Consider the following 18,682-nt stretch of genomic DNA (forward strand, 5'->3'; position numbering starts at 1 on the left):
AGGGTAGGGGCGATTTGCGAATCGCCCAGATTTTATTTACCCAGGAGATGATTAGCCCATGACAAAGTTGCGAACCTGAAGGGTGTCGGCCGATCGGTTTCTGAGAACCGCGATCGAGGTGAATGCTGTGCCTTCGCCATTGCCGTCGGCATCAATCCGTACTTCGGTGTTGCTGCCCACCTGCTCCAGTTGAACAAACTTGCGGAACTGAGCAAAGCGGTTTTCGGCAGTGTAGATCGGGTTGGCAAAAATGCGGCGCAGGTCGATCAGGTCTTCGTTGGGATTGAAATCCGTGATTAGATCAACTCCTTCATCTAAGCGATGGAAGACAAACATATCCCGACCTTTACCCCCGGTGAGGGTATCGTTACCTTTACCCCCAATTAAAATATCGTGTCCCTGGCCGCCCACCAGCCGATCGTTGCCCTCGCCCCCAATCAGCAAGTCCCGACCTTTACCACCATAGAGGGTATCATTTCCCTTACCCCCATCCAGGGAATCGTTGCCGTTACCGCCATCCAGGAGATCGTTGCCCTTGCCCCCGTAGAGGCGATCGTGTCCAAATCCAGGCTTACCCCGACCGCCAATCAACGTGTCATTTCCATCCCCACCATAGATCACATCATTACGCCAGTTGCCCCGAATCAGCTCAGGTTTGCTTGTCCCGCGGGTTAGAATTCCATTTTTTTCCTTTCTAAACTTAATTTCAGGTATTGCGTTGCCTGTGCGTCCGGTGATCCAGGTACTGCTGATAGATTCGGTGAGTAAATTGCCAGCTAAATCGGTAATCGTTCCGGTTTTCAGCGTCAGTTGATAAATGCCCTCCATTTCCGTCACGCTGGTCAGGTTGCTGACTGTCCAGGTAATGCGATCGGTTGTCGTGAGAACGGCTCCTTCCAGGGAAATGGGTTGCCCATCCAGCGTCAAATTTAGATCACGGAGGGTAAAGTTAGTGATGGCTTCGTTGAACTGAATCGTGATGACATCCAGACTCGTTTCCCGAAGATTGGGCAGAATCTCAAAAATTGCTCCCGATGAAATCGTTTTGTCAATATAGATAACATGACTTGTGATGCTAGAAGGGGTGGCATTGACCGGATTGCCCATTTTCACAATCAAGGTTTCATCAGATTGATCCTGATTGGACTTCAGCAAGTTCACCGTCATACTGGCACTGGTTTTGCCTGCTGGAATTAAGATGGAATTGCTGCTAATTGCGTAGTCTTTGCCGCTGGTTGCTGTACCTGATAGTGAGAGGGGAACGGTAACATCGACCCCTGCTACCGCTGAGAGTTGTGCTGTGATCAACAGTCGATCGCCTTCTTTGCCAATTTGTTTGTCAGTCGTGAAGGAGACTGTAGGGGGGCGATCGTCGTTGCGGATTGTTCCTGTTGCCAGATTTGCCTGCGGATCAATCACTGCATTGGTAGCCTGATTCAGCTTCACCTGAAAGGTTTCATCCAGTTCAAACCTGTTGTCTCCCTGACCCAGGACAGTAATCGTTTTTGTAGTTTCACCCGCCCGAAAGGTGAGCGTTCCACTACTGCGAAGATAATCCCCATCAGCAACGGTGGCGGTTCCGTCTTGAGTGCTGTAGCTGACTGTGACTGAATTCGCACTGGGATTAGACAGGCTGACGGTAAAGGTGTAAGGGGTTGTGCCACTGTTCCCTTCCAGGAACGTTGCCTGGGCAGGTGCGATCGTCACGACGGGAATGCCGTCATCGTTGAGGATTGTGCCAATGCCAGTGGCCGTTTCAAGCGTGGCGTTTGTGGGATTGCTCAACACCAGATTGAAGGTTTCGTCTGCTTCCCGTTTGGTGTCGCTATTGATGGTAATGGCGATCGTCTGGCTGGTTTCACCCGGAGCAAAGGTGAGTTGTCCGGTTTGGCTTAAGTAATCTCCATCGGCAACGGTGGCGGTTCCATCCTGGGTCGCGTAGTTGACGGTGATGGATTGGTAGCTGGGATTGGACAGACTGACCGTGAAGGTGGCGATCGTGGTGCCGGAATCCCCTTCCAGAACCGAAACATTATCGATGCTGAGGCTGGGGATTGGATCATCGTTGAAGATGACCCCGACTCCCACTGCACTGGCTGAATTGATATTGGCATTTATGGCATCGTTCAGACGCACGGTAAAGGTTTCAGCTTGTTCGTAGGTGGTATCTCCCTTCACCAGGACGGTGATGGTTTGAGTCAGGGGATCGCCGGGATTAAAGGTGAGCGTACCGTCGTTAGCGATGTAATCATGATCGGCAACCGTTGCTGTACCGTCATTGGTTGAGTAGGAAATGGTGATGGGTCTGTCGCTGGGATTGGACAGGCTGACGGTGAAAACATAGGCAACCGTATCGCTGTCGCCTTCCTGATGGCTGACAATGGCTGGACTGATTGACACCGTGGGTATCGGGTCATCGTTCAGAATGATTCCTGTGGCCTGCTGAAATTCTGGATTAATCGTAGCGTTGGTTGAATTGTCGAGCCGAACCAAGAAAGTCTCATCGTCTTCATAGATATTATCGCCATTGACCAGAACCGCAATCGTCTGGCTCAAGGCTGCCCCCGGATTAAAGGTCAACGTCCCACTGGCAGCAATGTAATCTTCGCCTGCGATCGCCGTTCCATCCTGAGTGCTGTAGTTAACGGTAATGACTTCACTACTGGCATTGGACAGGCTGACGGTGAAGGTATAGGCGATCGAAGCACCATTGCCTTCTACACGGGAAACCTCAATCGGGTTAATGGAGATAGCTGGGCGTGAGTCGTCATTTAGAATGGTGACAATGCTGGTCGATTCGGTTGCGCTAACAGTGGCATTGGTTGCGCTGATGAGCTGGACTTCAAATGTTTCATCTGGCTCAAATTTCGTATCGCCGTTGATGTCTACTGTAACGACTTGGCTGAGGGGTTGTCCGGGGTTAAAAATGAGGTTATCAAAAATCTCGTCATAGTCTAAATCGAATGCCCTGCCCGTCCCATCTATGGTCGCGTAGGCAATCTCAATGACTTCATCGCTGGGGTTAGATAGCGTCACGGTGAAGGTGAGGGTTGTTTTTCCGCTATCTCCTTCGTTGACTGCGATCGTGGCTGGACTGATGGATACGATCGGTTGTCCGTCGTCGTTCAAAATTGTGCCGGTTCCGATCGCAGCATCAGGATTAATTGTGGCATTATTTGCTGCACTCAGCTTGACCTGGAAGGTTTCATTCGCTTCGTGTTTATTATCTCCGTTGATGATGACATTAATCGTTTTACTGGTTTCACCAGGAGCAAAAGTCAATGTTGTGGCAGGGATACCTACATAATCCCCATCTGCCGTGGTGGCTGTCCCATCTTCAGTCGCGTAGGTGACAGTAACCGCCTGGCTGGTGGCGTGGGAGAGAGTAACTGTGAAGGATGCCGTGGTCGTTCCCGTGTTGCCTTCTGTAACGCTAGCATTGCTGATACTGATTACCGGAATTGCTCCAGCAGAGTTTGCCGCTTTTGGCGTACCGTAAATTGGATCTGCTGCTGCGTCAATTCCCTCACGAGTTAGCCCATCATTGGTGCGCCAGTTGGAATCAATTCCGGCGATCGTTGGGTCGATCCGCTCCATCGTGAAGCGTCCCGTTGCTGCGTTCACCCCAGCCGCCCAGGCTCCCCCATCTTCATTGACGATATCAACAACTCGACCATCAGCGGCTATCAGCCTTAATGTTTCCCCGCTATTGCTGAGTTCGCCCGTATAGATTTGATCTGCAATGATGTCACTAACGCTTGTATCTCCACGTTCTAGGAGAAAGTAACCCCCTACGGCGATCGTCCCACTTAAGGCGATATTGATATCATTTCCGTCAGTTAATGTCCACCCGGTCAAGTCGATCGCGCTGCCGGTGGGATTGTATAACTCAAGCCACTCGTGGGCTGCATCAGCCTGGGTTCCCATCCAGGCAATCTCATTGATGACAACGCTCAGGAATGGGAGGGTGCTGCCGACGGACACTCCTGCTGAAAATTCTGAGGTATTATTTGCCGAATCCGTTGCGGTGGTTGTAATGAACTGACCAATGGAGATTGAAGTGGGGAAACTGTGAGTAAAGCTGGCATCACCGCTGGCATTTGTCGTGACATCGATAAAACCAATAAAGTTCTGACCTTCTCCATGCCCAGAGGGATCAAGGGCGGAATTGGCAAAGAACTCGATGCGGAAGGTGGAATTGGGGGTACTGTTAAAAGTTCCGGCGATGTAGGTGTTCGTCCCGTCTGTTGAAACGCCAGTGAGAATGGGGAAGTTTTGCAACCCATTGGCTCCGGTATCCGCATCACCGAGATCATTGGCGGTGACTCCATCTCCACCTAAGTCAATGCCTAAGCCTGTGTTGGAGTGAATCGCATTCCTTTGAATGGCGACTCCACTGCCGTAGACGGTAATTCCTGTACCGTTGTTTTCACGAATCGTGTTGCCCTGAATCGTGTGGTTGTCGCCGTTAGCAACAATTCCAGCTCCCTCAAAGTTGTTGATGATCAAACCTTGAATGGTGCTGCCATCCGAACCCACTCCCAGGATCAAACCTGCTGTATTGCCTGCACTGGTTCCGTTTAGCTCAATAACAGGGGTTTCAGCGAATCCCGCCTGGCTTCGACCGTCGATCGTTACAGTTTGAGTAATTTCCGGTAAGCCAGACTGGAGGTTGATCGTGTAGATTTCAGTGGTCGCGTTATAACCTGGATCGGTGGTAGGAATGGCAAAGGTGATCGTACCGCCGCCTAAAGCATTAATGTTGAGCATTGCCTGGCGGAGAGAACCTTCACCAGCGTCGTTGGTATTTGTGACAACAAATTCGTTCGCCAGGATAGTAATGGTGGCATTGTTCGCATCAGGGTCGATCGCATAATCACCAGCCGCCAGTTCCAGTCGCAGGGCTTCGTCCGGTTCGGCTTTGTTATCGCTAATGGCAGTGAGGGTGACATCCACAAAGCTCTGGCCGTCAGGAATGGTCACTGTCACATTGGAACCAGACATTGTGGCATTGCCACTGCTCAGAGTGTAGTCCGTTGCGGATGCGGTGCTCGTTCCTGCAATGGAAAGGTTGACTGTGAGATTGCCTGCGGTTCCGGTACGGCTGATGCGATAGACTCCGGTATCGCCCGCTTCGGTGGCGGTGGAATCAGGAGCAGTTAGGCTAACGGTGCTGACGACTGGTGGTGGGTTAACATCCAGTACCACAATGCGTCGATTTCCATTATCTGGCACATAGGCTTTGGTTTGCCCACCAGAGGTGGAGAAAAAGGCTAAGTCGATCGGTAGACTGAACTGATCGGTACCACTCCCTCCTGAACCAAAGGAAGAGGTGTAGGTTAAATCCCCAGTCACCGCATCAATTTGGTAAATGTCGATGTTATGACCAGAAGAGTCAGTGACGTAGAGGAAGTTGCCATAGATTTCCAAACCACGCTGCCCAGTGATATTGGGAGAGTTGTTTGGCAACGTGCTGGCTGCATCCCAAGTGAGCGTACCTGTAGCTGGGTCAACATTTAACACGGCAATGCGTCGGTTCCCCTGATCTGGCACATAGGCCTTGGTTTGCCCGCCAGACGTGGAGAAAAAGGCTAGGTCGATCGGGTAGCTAAACTGATCAGTGTCACTCCCTTCTGAACCAAAGGAAGCGGTGTAGGTTAAGCCCCCAGTCACCGCATTGATTTGGTAAATGTCGATGTTACCACCAGAAGTGTCAGTGACGTAGAGGAAGTTGCCATAGATTTCCAAACCAACCGGCCCAGAGATATTGGGAGAGTTGTTTGGCAACGTGTTGGCTGCATCCCAAGTGAGCATACCCGTTGTAGAGTCAACATTTAATGCCACAATGCGTCGGTTCCCCCGATCTGGCACATAGGCTTTGGTTTGCCCACCAGAAGTGGAGAAAAAGGCTAAGTCGACCGGTAGACTGAACTGATCGGTACCACTCCCTCCCGAACCAAAGGAAGCGGTGTAGGTTAGGCTCCCAGTCACCGCATTGATTTGGTAAATGTCGATGTTACCACCAGAAGTGTCAGTGACGTAGAGGAAGTTGCCATAGATTTCCAAACCATGCTGCCCAGAGATATTAGGAGAGTTATTTGGCAACGTGTTGGCTGCATCCCAAGTCAAATGAAGGGTATGGGGATACTGCGCTTGGATTTCTGGCTGCAACGCTAACTCCGATCGCACAGAACCCAGATGATAATCCAGTTCCCAATTTCCCCCCAACTCCGCATGACCGATCGCAGTGGTTGAAGCCGCGACACTGGCTCCGGTCAGAAGTTGAATCTGTTTAACAAACGATTTACCCCGATCGCCCTGGGCAACGTTGCAGCCGTAGAGGAAGAGGGAGTGGGGAATGGGGAGTGGGGAATGGGGAGTGGGAAACCAGGATTGCAGATCCCAACTGTAGCGATCGAGGGTTTCCAGGCTGAGAGGCGTATTCCCTAAAGAGAGGCTGCCGGGGGAACCGTGGGCGATCAGGTGGAGGGCGTAGGGAGTGGGGAGTGGGAAGTGGGAGTGGAGGTAATCCGTGATTTGTGTAATGCCATCTCGATCGGGATCTAAGATCAATACCGTTGCGCCTTCAACCACGCCCGCTGCCAGAGTTTGATAGTCTTCAACTCCTGGATCAATCACCACCAGTAAATGCACCTGATTGGCAGCCCGCGATCGTCCCGCTTTCACCTTGCGTTGGGACGGAGTTGATTCAGTAGCCGTTTGAGATGAAGCGGTCAGATGCTTTTGCTGAGTAGTTTTAACGATCGCGCCAGCCATGGGTGAGAAGCCTCCAGGGAAAAAACAAGATGCAGGATCACGTAAAAACCTGGGTATCTAAAAAACCGCAGCACAGAATCGCCAAAACACCACAGTTGTGAATGTAACCACCGATTACATCCAGCACACAACGATTGGCACTGACCGTTCGCTAATTTTTAGATGCCAGAAATTTCTACATTGGAGCAGTTTGAACGCAATTTACAAAATTGAATGAGACTTAAAGTAGCTTGGACGAAAATAGAAGAAACAGCGTTATTCGAGAATGAATCGCGGTTAATATCAACTTTCCCCGAAGAAATACAGAAATATCACTACGCAGTATGTTTTTCAGGAACTTCATGACTTTCAGGCAGAAATTCATCGAAAAGATACGGAGGTGAGCAGGAAAGAATCGGAAGGGGGGAAATGGTGGTTGTCAGGGTTGAAATTCTCAAACATCCATAGCGCCAGCGTTTTGCCTGCCGATCGTCCCTTGCGGGCAATTCACCAAACCCACGCAGCCAGAAATGGAAGGACAAATTTCTCGGTAGGATCAGGAGTAGTGTAATTACACAGTCGATCGCAGAAGGACACCAATCATGGTCAGAACCGCATCCACCATGCTGGCATTGGGCACGAAAGCTCCAGAATTTCACCTACCCGACACCGTTTCAGGCGAAACCATTTCCTTAAGTTCGTTTACTGGCAAAAAAGCCCTGCTGATCATGTTTATCTGTCGGCACTGTCCGTTTGTGAAGCACGTTCAGGCGGAGTTGGCAAAAATGGGTCAGGATTATGTTGATACAGACTTAGGGATTTTGGCGATCAGTGCCAATGATGCCGAGAACTATCCCGATGATGCCCCGGATTCGCTCAAGGCGATGGCAACCGAACTAGGATTCACCTTCCCCCTGTGCTACGACGCAACTCAGGAAGTTGCCAAAACCTATACGGCAGCCTGTACACCGGACTTCTTCTTGTTTGATGGCGATCGCACCTTAGTGTATCGCGGTCAACTGGACGACAGCCGCCCCGGAAACAGTCAACCCGTTACAGGCAAAGATTTGCGAGCTGCGATCGATGCAGTTCTCAGCGATCGATCGGTTCCCTCGGAGCAAAAGCCGAGTATTGGCTGCAACATCAAGTGGAAGCAGGGCAACGAGCCGCCTTACTTTGGTTAACGCCTGGGTTAAAGCTGGCTCAAGACAAATTCCTCGATCGCCGCTGCAACGCCATCCGCCTCTACCGTCGGTGCCACCCAATTCGCAAAGGACTTGACGCGATCGGGGGCGCTGCCCATTGCCACGCCAATCCCAGCATATTCAATCATTTCCAGGTCATTAAAGTTATCACCGATGGTCATCACATTGGCAGCGGTCAATCCCAGCAACTCTTCCGCCAGGTATTGTACAGCGGTTCCTTTGTTGACCAGGGGATGGGTTGCCTCCAGGAAGGTATCCACCGACTTGGTTAAGTACAATTCCGTCGTGGTGTACCGCGTCTTGAGGGAGGTGAGCAGGCGATCGATCAGGTCAATATCTTCACTGAGCGCCAGAATTTTAGTGGGTTCAGCCTTGAGAAATTGGCGAAAATCTCCCACCGGAATCGGCTGTACCTGACTCCGTTCTGCATAATCCCTGGTTTCCGCTCTCTCTTCCTGGACATAGAGATTGTCATCAATATAAAGATGCACCGATAAAGTTTCTTGCAAATCTGGCTGAAGCAACAGATCCAGCAGTTCCATGACTTGGGACTTGGGAACCGTTAAATGCCGATGGAGTTCATCCGTCCCAGGACTTTTGATATAAGCCCCCTGGTACGCCATCAACGGTAAGTTCAAGTCAAGATCTTGATAAAAGCGCAACGCCGATCGATACATTCGTCCCGTTGCGATCGCCACCTGTACTCCCTTTTGCCGCACCGCCTGAATTGCCTGCTTGACCACAGGCTGAATTTCATTGGTTTCTCCCACTGTTGTCCCATCCAGATCAAGGACAATTAGCCGAATTTCCTGGGGGACTGAGGCAAGGGAAGCGGTAGAGGGTTGGGCGGATGGTGTTTGCTCAGATGAAGGACTTTGCGTTACGTCACTCACAATGTTGCTCTCTTGAATATGGCTGACTTGAATATGGCCGACTTGAACATGGCTCATTTAAATCACGAACCCATTAAAGTATGGATGAAAAGGTTGAATCACTAAAGTTGTTGGGAGCACCTGTTATGACCTGTTTATGCCCTGCTCGACTGCCCAGACAAGATTGGGATAACTGGTAGGTGAGGCGAGATTGATTGGCAGGCAAGACTTCGGCGTGAGCTCAGTCGAACGCTGGCTGCGCTATGGCTGATCGGGAACTGGGTTCTGATTCCCCACTTCCTTTACGGGCGAATCACGATTCGCCCCTACTCCCCCCATTCCCTACGCCTCACCTTTCTCCCCCCAGATAAGGCACACTAGAATTCAGCTTGATGTAAGCAAATCGACCACCTCACTCTATTATTTTTGGTTAACGACTCATGGTTTGGCCTTTTAAGCCTCGTTTTCGTAAGCAAATTGCGCGGATTGAAGTATCGGGAGTGATTGCCGGATCAACCCGTAAGCATGTTCTAGAGGCAATTGAAACAATTAAAGAGAGAAAATTTCCGGCGTTGCTGCTGCGGATTGATAGCCCTGGAGGAACCGTTGGCGATTCTCAGGAAATTTATGAAGCCCTGAAGCGGTTGGGCGAGAAAGTCAAGATTATCGCCAGTTTTGGCAACATTTCAGCGTCCGGTGGTGTGTATATCGGCATGGGAGCACATCATATTATGGCGAATCCCGGCACGATTACCGGCAGCATCGGCGTGATTTTGCGGGGCAATAACCTGGAGCGGTTGTTGGATAAAGTTGGAGTGTCATTCAAGGTGATTAAGTCCGGCCCCTACAAGGACATTTTGGCCTTCGATCGCCAACTGACGGAACCGGAACAAAACATTTTGCAAGAGTTGATTGATACCAGCTATCAGCAATTTGTGCAAACAGTGGCGGAGTCCAGAAAATTGTCAGTCGAAACGGTGCGGAGTTTTGCTGATGGTCGCATCTTCACCGGACAGCAGGCAGTGGAACTGGGTGTGGTCGATCGACTGGGGACTGAAGAAGATGCCCGACGGTGGGCCGCCGAACTGGCAGGGCTTGATCCGGAAAAAGCCGAGTGCTACACCCTGGAGGAACGCAAACCTCTGATCAATCGGTTGATTCCTGGACGTGGGCAGGTCGCCAGTGGCGCAAGTGGAACGTTGCTCAACCTGAATCATTTGCCTCCGGGCGTGCTAGCGGGCATGGAATGGTTAGAATTTGAACTGACCACCAGCGGCTTGCCATTGTGGCTATATAGACCGTAAAGCAAGAAAAGGATAAAGGGCAAAGCATTTGAAATAAAAATTGAGCAAAGTCAGCAGCCTGGGGTTTTAGCATACTGGCTTGAGCCGTTAGCATGGCTGAAGGTTTGCTTTGTCCTTTATCCTTTGGATACTTCATTCTTATTTTCTGCAAACTTATTTTGCAAACCTAAAAAACTCAAATTAATAAAAAGGAGGATACGCGCGTGGGCTGGAAAGTGAGGGCAATTCGGGGGGCGACAACCGCATCCGAAAATTCGATCGAGGCAATTCGGGAAGCGGTTATAGAGTTACTGAATGATCTGGAGCGACATAATCAAATTGACCCCGACGATATTGTTAGCGTCACTTTTTCCGTCACCCGCGATTTAGATGCCATTTTCCCCGCTTCGATCGCCCGGGAACAGCGGCCCCACTGGCAGAATGTACCGTTATTAGACGTACAGCAGATGTACGTTAAAAATAGCCTGGAACGCTGCATCCGCTGCCTGATCCACATTAATGTTCCCGATCCATTTGTGAAGATTCACCACTCCTATCTGCGGCAAGCGCAACATTTACGCCCTGATTTGAGTGTGGCCACTGTGGGGGATTAGTCAAACAACAAAGCGTGGGAAGTCAGTGATTGAGTGGCTTACAGCTTGTAGGCTGATCTTTTGGGGGCGGTGAATTGAATCAAGGCAATTGTAAAGACTCTGCACGATCGCTGTTGTTTTAGTTACAATGCGTTGCGGTCGTCTACGATAGGCGATCGTCCCCGATGTCTGTAACTTACATAAGCAGTATTTGCACTTGATCAGGCGAAAGGTAGAAGGCGAAAGTCACACCCCTCATCTTCTATCCTCTCTTCTAATTTCCTACTCAGTCCTCAGTCCTCAGTCCTCCTATGATCGAAGCTGAACACTTAAGCAAAATCTACGGCACAAACCCTGCGATCGAAGATGTCACCTTTTCGGTGGAAAAAGGGGAAATTTTGGGGTTTCTGGGGCCAAATGGGGCTGGAAAAACCACAACGATGCGAATTTTGACGGGGTATCTTCCGGCAACGAGTGGTACGGCCCGAATTGCAAAGTTCGATGTGCATGAGCATTCCATGACGGTACGCCAACAAATCGGCTATTTACCGGAAACCCCACCTCTTTACCCCGATATGACGGTGGAAGCCTTCCTGCATTTTGTGGGACGGATCAAGGGAATGGCCGCAGGCGATCGCCCTAAGCGAGTTGTATCCGCGATGACCCGCTGTAATTTGCTGAGTAAACGAAATGTGCTGATTCGCAAGCTGTCTAAAGGGTTTCGGCAGCGGGTCGGCATTGCCCAGGCGATCGTCCATGATCCGCCAGCGATTATCCTGGATGAGCCAACAGTCGGTCTGGATCCGCGCCAAATTATCGATGTACGCAACCTGATTAAGAGTTTGGCGGGCGATCACACCATCATTTTGTCTACTCACATCCTGCCAGAGGTCAGCATGACCTGTGACCGTGTCGCCATTATTAATCGAGGCAAGATTGTAGCCACGAACACGCCGGAACAACTCCTGGCCCAGTTGGCAGAAGGAACCGGGTATGAGCTAGAGATTGACGGCAATATGGAAGGCTTGGTATCGCGCCTCCAGTCCCTGGCGGGAATTCAAACCGTTGAAGTGTTACGCGATCGGCGGATGGGAAATCGTCGCCATCGATTGCGGGTGACCACTCAATCTGGATTTGATCCGGGGCGTGAATTGGCAGCTATGGTAGTGCGTTCTGGATTGGGATTGTATGAAATGCGGCGATTGCAAGCCAGTTTGGAAGATGTGTTTCTGGAACTCACAACCGAAGAAAAAATTGCCGGAGAGCCAGACAGGAATAGTGCAGAAAACGCAGAAGAACTGCGATCGAGTGTTTCAGAGGCAAACCTGGAAACGAACCTTGATTCACCTGAGGATGCCCAGGCCAATTAATCAGGAGGAAAAGTCACTGAAATGGGAATGATTTTTGCCAACGTCATGGCGATCTATCGCCGAGAACTCCAGAGCTATTTTGCTTCGCCCTTTGCCTATTTGATTGCAGGAGTATTCTGGCTTCTGAGCGGCTTTTTCTTTATGGCAATTCTCCTGGGAGAACAAGGACTGATTGCCCAGGCGGCCTTACGCGATCAGTTAGGCATTACCGATCCGCCGATCGATGTGGCGTATCAGTTTCTCAGCTTTTTTCTGGGGGTGCTTGGCTCGCTATCGCTGTTTGTCCTGCCGATGCTGTCGATGGGGCTGTATGCCGAAGAACGCAAGCGCGGCACGTTGGAGCTATTAGCAACTTCACCCATTACGAACTGGGCTGTGGCATTAGGTAAGCTTCTGGGCGTTGTCACCTTTTTCGTTTCAATGGTGTTTCCCCTGCTGATTTACCAGAGTATTGCCCTGGGCGCGGCAGATCCCCCTGTTCGACCCGATGTCCTGATTATGGGGCACATTGGGTTAGTTTTAATGGCAGCGGCGATCTTGTCTCTGGGAATGTTTGTTTCCTCCCTAACCGATAGCACCATTCTGGCGGCAATTCTCACCTTTGCGCTGATTCTGCTTCTGTGGGTTATTGATCTAGTTGCCGCCGGAATTGGTGGGCCGATCGGCGATGCCTTAACCCATCTCTCCTTGATTCGCAACTACAACAACCTGACGCAGGGAATCCTGGATGTCAGCAGCATTCTTTTGTTCATTAGCTATATTTTGCTGGGCGTATTTCTGACGGCACAATCGATCGAAGCCTTACGATTCCAGCGTTCTTGACGTGCTGCGACCCGGTTCCACTGGGTTCAGCCCAACGTAACAGTATTTTCCTCTTTTTCCTATGGCAAAGAAGCTCAAATCTTTCAATTGGAAGCCCCTGAATTGGCAGGCTCTAAAGTACCTGTTTTGGCTCAGTCCGGTGTTGATTGTGATGGGGCTGACCGCAGGCGCGATCGCAGGTTGGACAGGGATTCCAGCCGGATTAGTGGTGACAGGGGTACTGTTGGGACTCGTCTGGCTAGTATGGCAAGGGGCAACACAAAGGGGGTTCTGGGCCCGGCGATCGACCCAGGAAGGAACCAATGCGATTATTGCTACTCTGGCGATGCTGGTGATTCTGGGGCTGATTAACTTTTTGGCTGCCCGTCATGGGGCCCGCATTGACCTCACTGAAAACCAGATGTTTACCCTGGCTCCTCAGTCCCAACTGACGGTCCAGCAGTTAGAGCAACCCGTTCGAGCCGTCATATTTGCCCAATCGCCCGACCCGATCGATCGCCAGTTGTTGGAGAACTACCGCCGGGAAACGGATCAGTTTAGCTATGAGTACGTTGATCCGCAGGCCCAGCCCGGTGTGGCTCAACAGTTTGGCGTACAGACCTTTGGTGAAGTCTATCTGGAGTCGGGCAATACTCAACGATTTATTCAAACGATTAACGCTCAGGAACGGCTCTCGGAACGACGGTTAACCAACGGGTTAGCTCAAATCAACAGCATTCAAGAGCAAAAAGTGTACTTCCTGCAAGGGCATGGCGAACGGGAATTAACTGAAGGACAGGGCGGCTATGCACAGGTGCAGGCGAGCCTCAGTGAAGAGGGCTTCGGGGTAGAGCCATTAAATTTAGCGGAGAATCCCGTGGTTCCAGAGGATGCTGGCGTAGTGGTAGTGGCCGGCCTCAGCGACCGTTGCTGGAAGCTGAAATCAATGCCCTGCGATCGCACCTGCAACAGCGGGGCGGTGTGCTGCTCTTGATCGATCCCCAAACTGAACCGAATAATCCTCAGGTGGACTTTGGCTTGAACCCGTTATTGGAAGAATGGGGAGTCCGACTCAACGATCGGATTGTAATCGATCCGGCTGGAGAAGCATCGGGGTTAGGTTTGGGTGTAACGATCGTGAATCAGTATGGGGATCATCCCATCACCCGCGGCTTTGGTAACGGCATTTCTTTCTTTCCCCTTGCCCGTCCTCTGGAAACGGCAGAGATTCCCGAAGTGGAGGCTGTGCAGCTCCTTGTAACCAGCGATCGAACGGAAGCCCATCGATTAGGAGAATCGGGAGAACTAGAATTTGACCCAGAAACCGATCCGAGGGGGCCATTCAATTTAGGGTTGGCTTTGAGCCGGGATTTGCCGAACGAAACGGCGGACGGGGCAACGAATGAAGCAGATGAAGCAGATGAAGCAGATGAAGCAGGGGAAGCGTTAGAAGAACCGGAAGGTACAGAGGAACTGGAAGACCTGGCGGGAAATCCGCAGGCACGGTTGGTGGTGATTGGCAATGCCAGTTTTGCCGGGAACCGCCTGTTTGAGCAGCAGTTGAACGGGGATGTGTTTCTGAATTCGGTCAGTTGGTTGAGTCAGAACGATGATGAGGTGCTATCGATTCGTCCCAGGGAAATGACCAATCGGCGGATTCTGATGACTCCCATCCAGCAGCTTTCGGCGGCCCTGTTGGCGATCGCAGTTCTTCCCCTCGCTGGCATTCTGGCAGCCGCCTTTGTCTGGTGGCGCAGAAGATAGTTCAAAATCCAAAATCTAAAATCCAAAATCCCCATGAAGGTTAAACCTACAACGATCGGTTTAGTACTGGTGGCCTTACTGCTTGGACTGGTGACAGTGGTGACGGTGCAAACGAATGAACCCAGATCTGCCCAGACGGAGGAGGAGGAACCCCAGGAACTTTTTTCATTTATTGAACGTGAAGTTCAGTCCGTGCGGTTGGAAACTCAGACCGATTTGTTTGAATTCGATCGCACCGATGCGGGCTGGCAAATGGTATCTCCTGAACAAACTCCCGCCAGTGATGCCTCGATCGCATTTCTACTGAATCAGATGGCAACAGCTCGAAGTCCGCGATCGGTGACGGTGGCGGCAGCGGATGTAGCTGATTTTGGGCTGGATGAACCTCTGGCAACGGTGGAGGTGACGCTGGAGAACGAAGAAACCCATAGGCTTGTGCTGGGTGGATACGACTTTAACCAGACTTCCCTCTATGCTCTGGTTGATCCACCGGAAGCGGCAGAGGAATTGGACGTGTTTTTGGTGCCACCCAACTTTGAAAATGCAGTGGGTCGTCCCTACGAAGAGTGGAAACAACCTGTGGCGATCGAACCAGAGGTTGAGCCGGAAGCTGAACCAGAAGAGGCAGAAGCTGCGCCAGAACCAGAAGCATCCCCAGAAGAGGCAGAAGCCACGCCTGAAGCAGAAGTATCTCCGACACCAGAGGCAGAATAATCGGAATAATTGCTCTGAAATAAATTCCTCCAAGAAATTACTGATGGTTCTGATACCGATTTGCGAAATTCCGCTACAGATCAGAAATCCATTCTGACTTCGATCGTCTTAACAAACTATCAAGCACCAAAAAGGGTTCCCCCTTTCGGAAGAACCCTTCGGACTAATTTTGTGCTCGGTCGAAGTCAGCTACCTAGCCAACAATCTCAGGAGCCTTCACCGTTGCCAGGTCGAGGGGGAAGTTGTGCGCATTCCGCTCGTGCATCACTTCCATCCCCAGGTTCGCACGGTTCAACACATCCGCCCAAGTACCGATCACTCGTCCCTGAGAATCAATGATGCTCTGGTTGAAGTTGAACCCGTTCAGGTTGAACGCCATCGTGCTGATACCCAATGCCGTGAACCAGATCCCTACTACCGGCCATGCACCCAGGAAGAAGTGCAAGCTACGGGAGTTGTTGAAGCTCGCATATTGGAAGATCAACCGTCCAAAGTAGCCGTGCGCTGCCACGATGTTGTAGGTCTCTTCTTCTTGTCCGAACTTGTAACCGTAGTTCTGGGACTCGTTCTCGGTCGTCTCACGCACTAAGCTGGAAGTCACCAACGAACCGTGCATCGCACTGAACAAGCTGCCGCCGAACACGCCAGCTACGCCCAGCATGTGGAACGGGTGCATCAGAATGTTGTGCTCTGCCTGGAACACAAACATGAAATTGAACGTACCGCTAATACCCAACGGCATCCCGTCTGAGAAGGAACCCTGTCCGATCGGGTAGATCAAGAACACTGCAGTCGCTGCTGCTACAGGCGCAGAGTAGGCGACGCAGATCCACGGACGCATGCCCAAGCGGTAGCTCAGTTCCCATTCCCGTCCCATGTAGCAGAACACGCCAATCAGGAAGTGGAACACGATGAACTGGTAAGGACCACCGTTGTAGAGCCATTCGTCTAAGCTAGCGGCTTCCCAAATCGGGTAGAAGTGCAGTCCAATGGCGTTGGAGGAGGGGACTACTGCGCCGGAGATGATGTTGTTGCCGTACATCAGGGAACCTGCAACAGGCTCACGGATGCCATCAATGTCCACAGGAGGAGCAGCGATGAAGGCGATGATGAAGCAGGTGGTGGCAGCCAGCAGGGTGGGAATCATCAGTACGCCGAACCAGCCAATGTAGAGGCGGTTTTCGGTGCTGGTCACCCAGTTGCAGAACTGCTCCCACAGATTTGCGCTTTCGCGTCTCTGTAAGGTTGTTGTCATAATTCCAATGAGTGCTTGAACAATCAAAATTTGATGAATTCGGGTGAGGTAATCACCCATGTAAAGAATAATAAGGGAAATGTTACGGTCTGTAAAGTAAACCTGAGAAAGATTTCAAACTCTACAGATTTCCTTAATAATCTTTACGACTTAGCCGGGTGGCCAGCCCATCTGACGACCTCCCAGGATGTGCAGGTGTAGATGGTAGACGGTTTGCCCCCCATCGTTTCCAGTGTTGATCACCACCCTGTAACCATTGGTTAGCCCCAATTGGTCAGCCACTCTCTTTACAGTTAGTAACAAATGGCCCATCAAAGCATGATCCTGAGATTCAGCATCCGCTAGTTTGGCGACCGGCTGTTTGGGAACGACGAGTACATGGACTGGAGCCTGGGGATTGACATCCTTAAAGGCCAGGCACAAATCATCCTCATAAATAATGTCAGCGGGAATTTCGCGGCGAATAATTTTGCCGAAGATAGTGTCTGATGATTCAGTCATGGGAATTTACAAAATTAAACTTCAAAGGCTGGCGTTTGCTGCAATTCTATAGGGTGAGTCGGTAAGGTGTGCGCTTCAGCTTGTAAATCGTAAGCATTTTTTCTACGGTGCAAGTAATTGTGAGCGTGGAAGGAGCAGGTTGGCGCATCGAGCCGATTTCACAATTTCGATGAGTGCTTGAAGCTCTCTGGCTGCTAGGAACAGTTTGGGGAGCTTTTTTGTGTCAGCTTCCGGACTGGATACAGGCGGCATTGATCTGGACAACTATCTGTGGGATACCCCCCGCAAAGACTGCGATCGTTAAAATAGCGATCGGTAAAAAGTAGCGATTGGCAGAATAGCGATCGCGCCAAGACGGCTGAATATAGTCATACTTCATTTAATGCTGAATCAGAGTTTCTCCTTTCGCTGCCAGGCTCAGTGCAGCCATACCCATGCCCGTGCTGGCGAGTTTTTGACTCCCCACGGCATTATTGAAACCCCTCGGTTTATGCCAGTGGGAACCCTGGCAAATGTCAAGACGGTGACCCCTGCTCAGTTGAAAGACACTGGGGCCCAAATGATCTTGGCTAATACTTATCATTTGCATCTGCAACCGGGGGAAGAGATTGTCTCCAGGGCTGGGGGACTGCATCGGTTTATGAACTGGAATGGCCCAATTTTGACGGATTCAGGCGGGTTTCAGGTATTCAGCCTGAGCGAAATTCGGGCCATCTCTGAGGAAGGGGTGACGTTTCGATCGCCTCGGGATGGGCAGATGATTCATCTCACGCCGGAGAAATCCATTCAGATCCAAAACGCGCTAGGGGCTGATGTGATTATGGCCTTTGATGAGTGTCCACCCTATCCCGCCGATCGAGACTTCATCATGGAATCGACGCAGCGCACCTATCGCTGGCTCAAACGCTGTATTGAAGCCCATCAACGATCGGATCAGGCCCTGTTTGGGATTGTGCAGGGGGGAGTATACCCTGATTTGCGACGGGAAGCTGCCGAACTGCTGGTGGGTCTGGATTTGCCGGGTTATGCGATCGGTGGGGTGAGTGTCGGAGAACCGCCCGACTTGATTGCGGCGATCGTCCACGCCACTACGCCAATCCTGCCACCGACCAAGCCTCGTTACCTGATGGGAGTTGGAACGCATCGAGAAATGGTGCAGGCGATCGCAGCGGGAGTTGATTTATTTGATTGTGTCATCCCAACTCGTCTGGCACGTCATGGCAACGCCCTGGTGAAAGGAGAACGCTGGAACCTGAAAAATGCGCGCTTCCGGGAAGACTTTACTCCCCTGGATCCAGATTGTTCCTGCTACACCTGCCAAAACTTTACCCGTGCCTACCTGAGCCACCTGTTGCGATCCCAGGAAGCATTGGCTCATACCTTGATTTCCATCCATAACATCACTGAACTGGTTCAGTTTACCCGTCGAATTCGAGAAGCCATTCTAGCCGATCGATTTGTGGAAGAGTTTGGGGAGTGGGGGGCAGGCGATACTCCAGGTGAATTCGTCAAGCCAGTTTGACGGCAAAGCGAAAGCCACGAAAATTAAGCAAATCAAAAATTAGCCA

The 18,682-nt window shown here is 51.1% G+C and carries 14 protein-coding genes; 9 read left to right on the top strand and 5 right to left on the bottom strand.

Annotation, left to right across the window (positions count from 1 at the left end; genetic code table 11):
• Positions 1–51 precede the first annotated feature (51 nt).
• Complete coding sequence (locus ACM1PF_RS06580) at positions 52–6,777, bottom strand: Calx-beta domain-containing protein (protein ID WP_416673345.1); 6,726 nt, start codon at positions 6,775–6,777, stop codon at positions 52–54.
• A 581-nt stretch (positions 6,778–7,358) separates the two neighbouring features.
• Between ACM1PF_RS06580 and ACM1PF_RS06585 the strand changes: the two genes are divergently transcribed.
• Entirely contained in the window at positions 7,359–7,940 is a 582-nt protein-coding gene (locus ACM1PF_RS06585; RefSeq protein WP_416673348.1) for a thioredoxin family protein, read from the top strand.
• 8 nt (positions 7,941–7,948) lie between these two features.
• Here ACM1PF_RS06585 and ACM1PF_RS06590 read toward each other — a convergent pair whose 3' ends face one another.
• Positions 7,949–8,911: a Cof-type HAD-IIB family hydrolase gene (locus ACM1PF_RS06590; protein ID WP_416673351.1), complete on the bottom strand. Its 963-nt coding sequence runs from the start codon at positions 8,909–8,911 to the stop codon at positions 7,949–7,951.
• 362 nt (positions 8,912–9,273) lie between these two features.
• Between ACM1PF_RS06590 and sppA the strand changes: the two genes are divergently transcribed.
• From sppA to ACM1PF_RS06625, 7 genes are all read left to right on the top strand, one after another.
• Complete coding sequence (gene sppA, locus ACM1PF_RS06595; protein WP_416673354.1) at positions 9,274–10,137, top strand: signal peptide peptidase SppA; 864 nt, start codon at positions 9,274–9,276, stop codon at positions 10,135–10,137.
• 203 nt (positions 10,138–10,340) lie between these two features.
• Positions 10,341–10,730 carry a chorismate mutase gene (aroH, locus tag ACM1PF_RS06600; protein WP_416673357.1) on the top strand — a complete coding sequence of 130 codons (390 nt, stop codon included), beginning with the start codon at positions 10,341–10,343 and terminating at the stop codon, positions 10,728–10,730.
• Between the two features lie 290 nt (positions 10,731–11,020).
• Positions 11,021–12,079: an ABC transporter ATP-binding protein gene (locus tag ACM1PF_RS06605; RefSeq protein WP_416673360.1), complete on the top strand. Its 1,059-nt coding sequence runs from the start codon at positions 11,021–11,023 to the stop codon at positions 12,077–12,079.
• 21 nt (positions 12,080–12,100) lie between these two features.
• Positions 12,101–12,901 carry an ABC transporter permease gene (locus ACM1PF_RS06610; protein WP_416673362.1) on the top strand — a complete coding sequence of 267 codons (801 nt, stop codon included), beginning with the start codon at positions 12,101–12,103 and terminating at the stop codon, positions 12,899–12,901.
• A 61-nt stretch (positions 12,902–12,962) separates the two neighbouring features.
• A complete protein-coding gene (locus ACM1PF_RS06615; RefSeq protein ID WP_416673365.1) occupies positions 12,963–13,874 on the top strand; it encodes a DUF7088 domain-containing protein in 912 nt (303 codons plus the stop codon).
• Positions 13,808–14,644 (top strand): Gldg family protein, encoded by an 837-nt coding sequence (locus tag ACM1PF_RS06620; protein WP_416673367.1) that lies wholly within the window; start codon positions 13,808–13,810, stop codon positions 14,642–14,644. Before ACM1PF_RS06615 ends, ACM1PF_RS06620 begins: the two co-directional genes overlap by 67 nt.
• A gap of 33 nt (positions 14,645–14,677) precedes the next feature.
• A complete protein-coding gene (locus ACM1PF_RS06625; protein ID WP_416673369.1) occupies positions 14,678–15,358 on the top strand; it encodes a DUF4340 domain-containing protein in 681 nt (226 codons plus the stop codon).
• A 193-nt stretch (positions 15,359–15,551) separates the two neighbouring features.
• Here the strand turns inward: ACM1PF_RS06625 and psbA are convergent, their stop codons facing one another.
• The 3 genes from psbA to ACM1PF_RS06640 form a co-directional block, all read right to left on the bottom strand.
• Positions 15,552–16,613, bottom strand: a complete 1,062-nt coding sequence (gene psbA / locus ACM1PF_RS06630; RefSeq protein ID WP_416671627.1) for a photosystem II q(b) protein — start codon at positions 16,611–16,613, stop codon at positions 15,552–15,554.
• A gap of 150 nt (positions 16,614–16,763) precedes the next feature.
• On the bottom strand, positions 16,764–17,114 hold the full coding sequence (locus tag ACM1PF_RS06635; RefSeq protein ID WP_416673371.1) for a histidine triad nucleotide-binding protein: 351 nt from the start codon (positions 17,112–17,114) through the stop codon (positions 16,764–16,766).
• Positions 17,115–17,337: 223 nt separating this feature from the next.
• The gene (locus ACM1PF_RS06640) at positions 17,338–17,493 is read right to left on the bottom strand and encodes a hypothetical protein (protein WP_416673374.1); all 156 of its coding nucleotides are present in this window, start codon (positions 17,491–17,493) and stop codon (positions 17,338–17,340) included.
• 3 nt (positions 17,494–17,496) lie between these two features.
• Here ACM1PF_RS06640 and tgt point away from each other — a divergent pair, with 3 nt between their 5' ends.
• The gene (tgt, locus tag ACM1PF_RS06645) at positions 17,497–18,636 is read left to right on the top strand and encodes a tRNA guanosine(34) transglycosylase Tgt (protein WP_416673377.1); all 1,140 of its coding nucleotides are present in this window, start codon (positions 17,497–17,499) and stop codon (positions 18,634–18,636) included.
• Positions 18,637–18,682 lie beyond the last annotated feature (46 nt).

The sequence above is a fragment of the Egbenema bharatensis FJBBOT/2019 genome, assembly GCF_048077055.1.
Taxonomy (GTDB): domain Bacteria; phylum Cyanobacteriota; class Cyanobacteriia; order Elainellales; family Elainellaceae; genus Egbenema; species Egbenema bharatensis.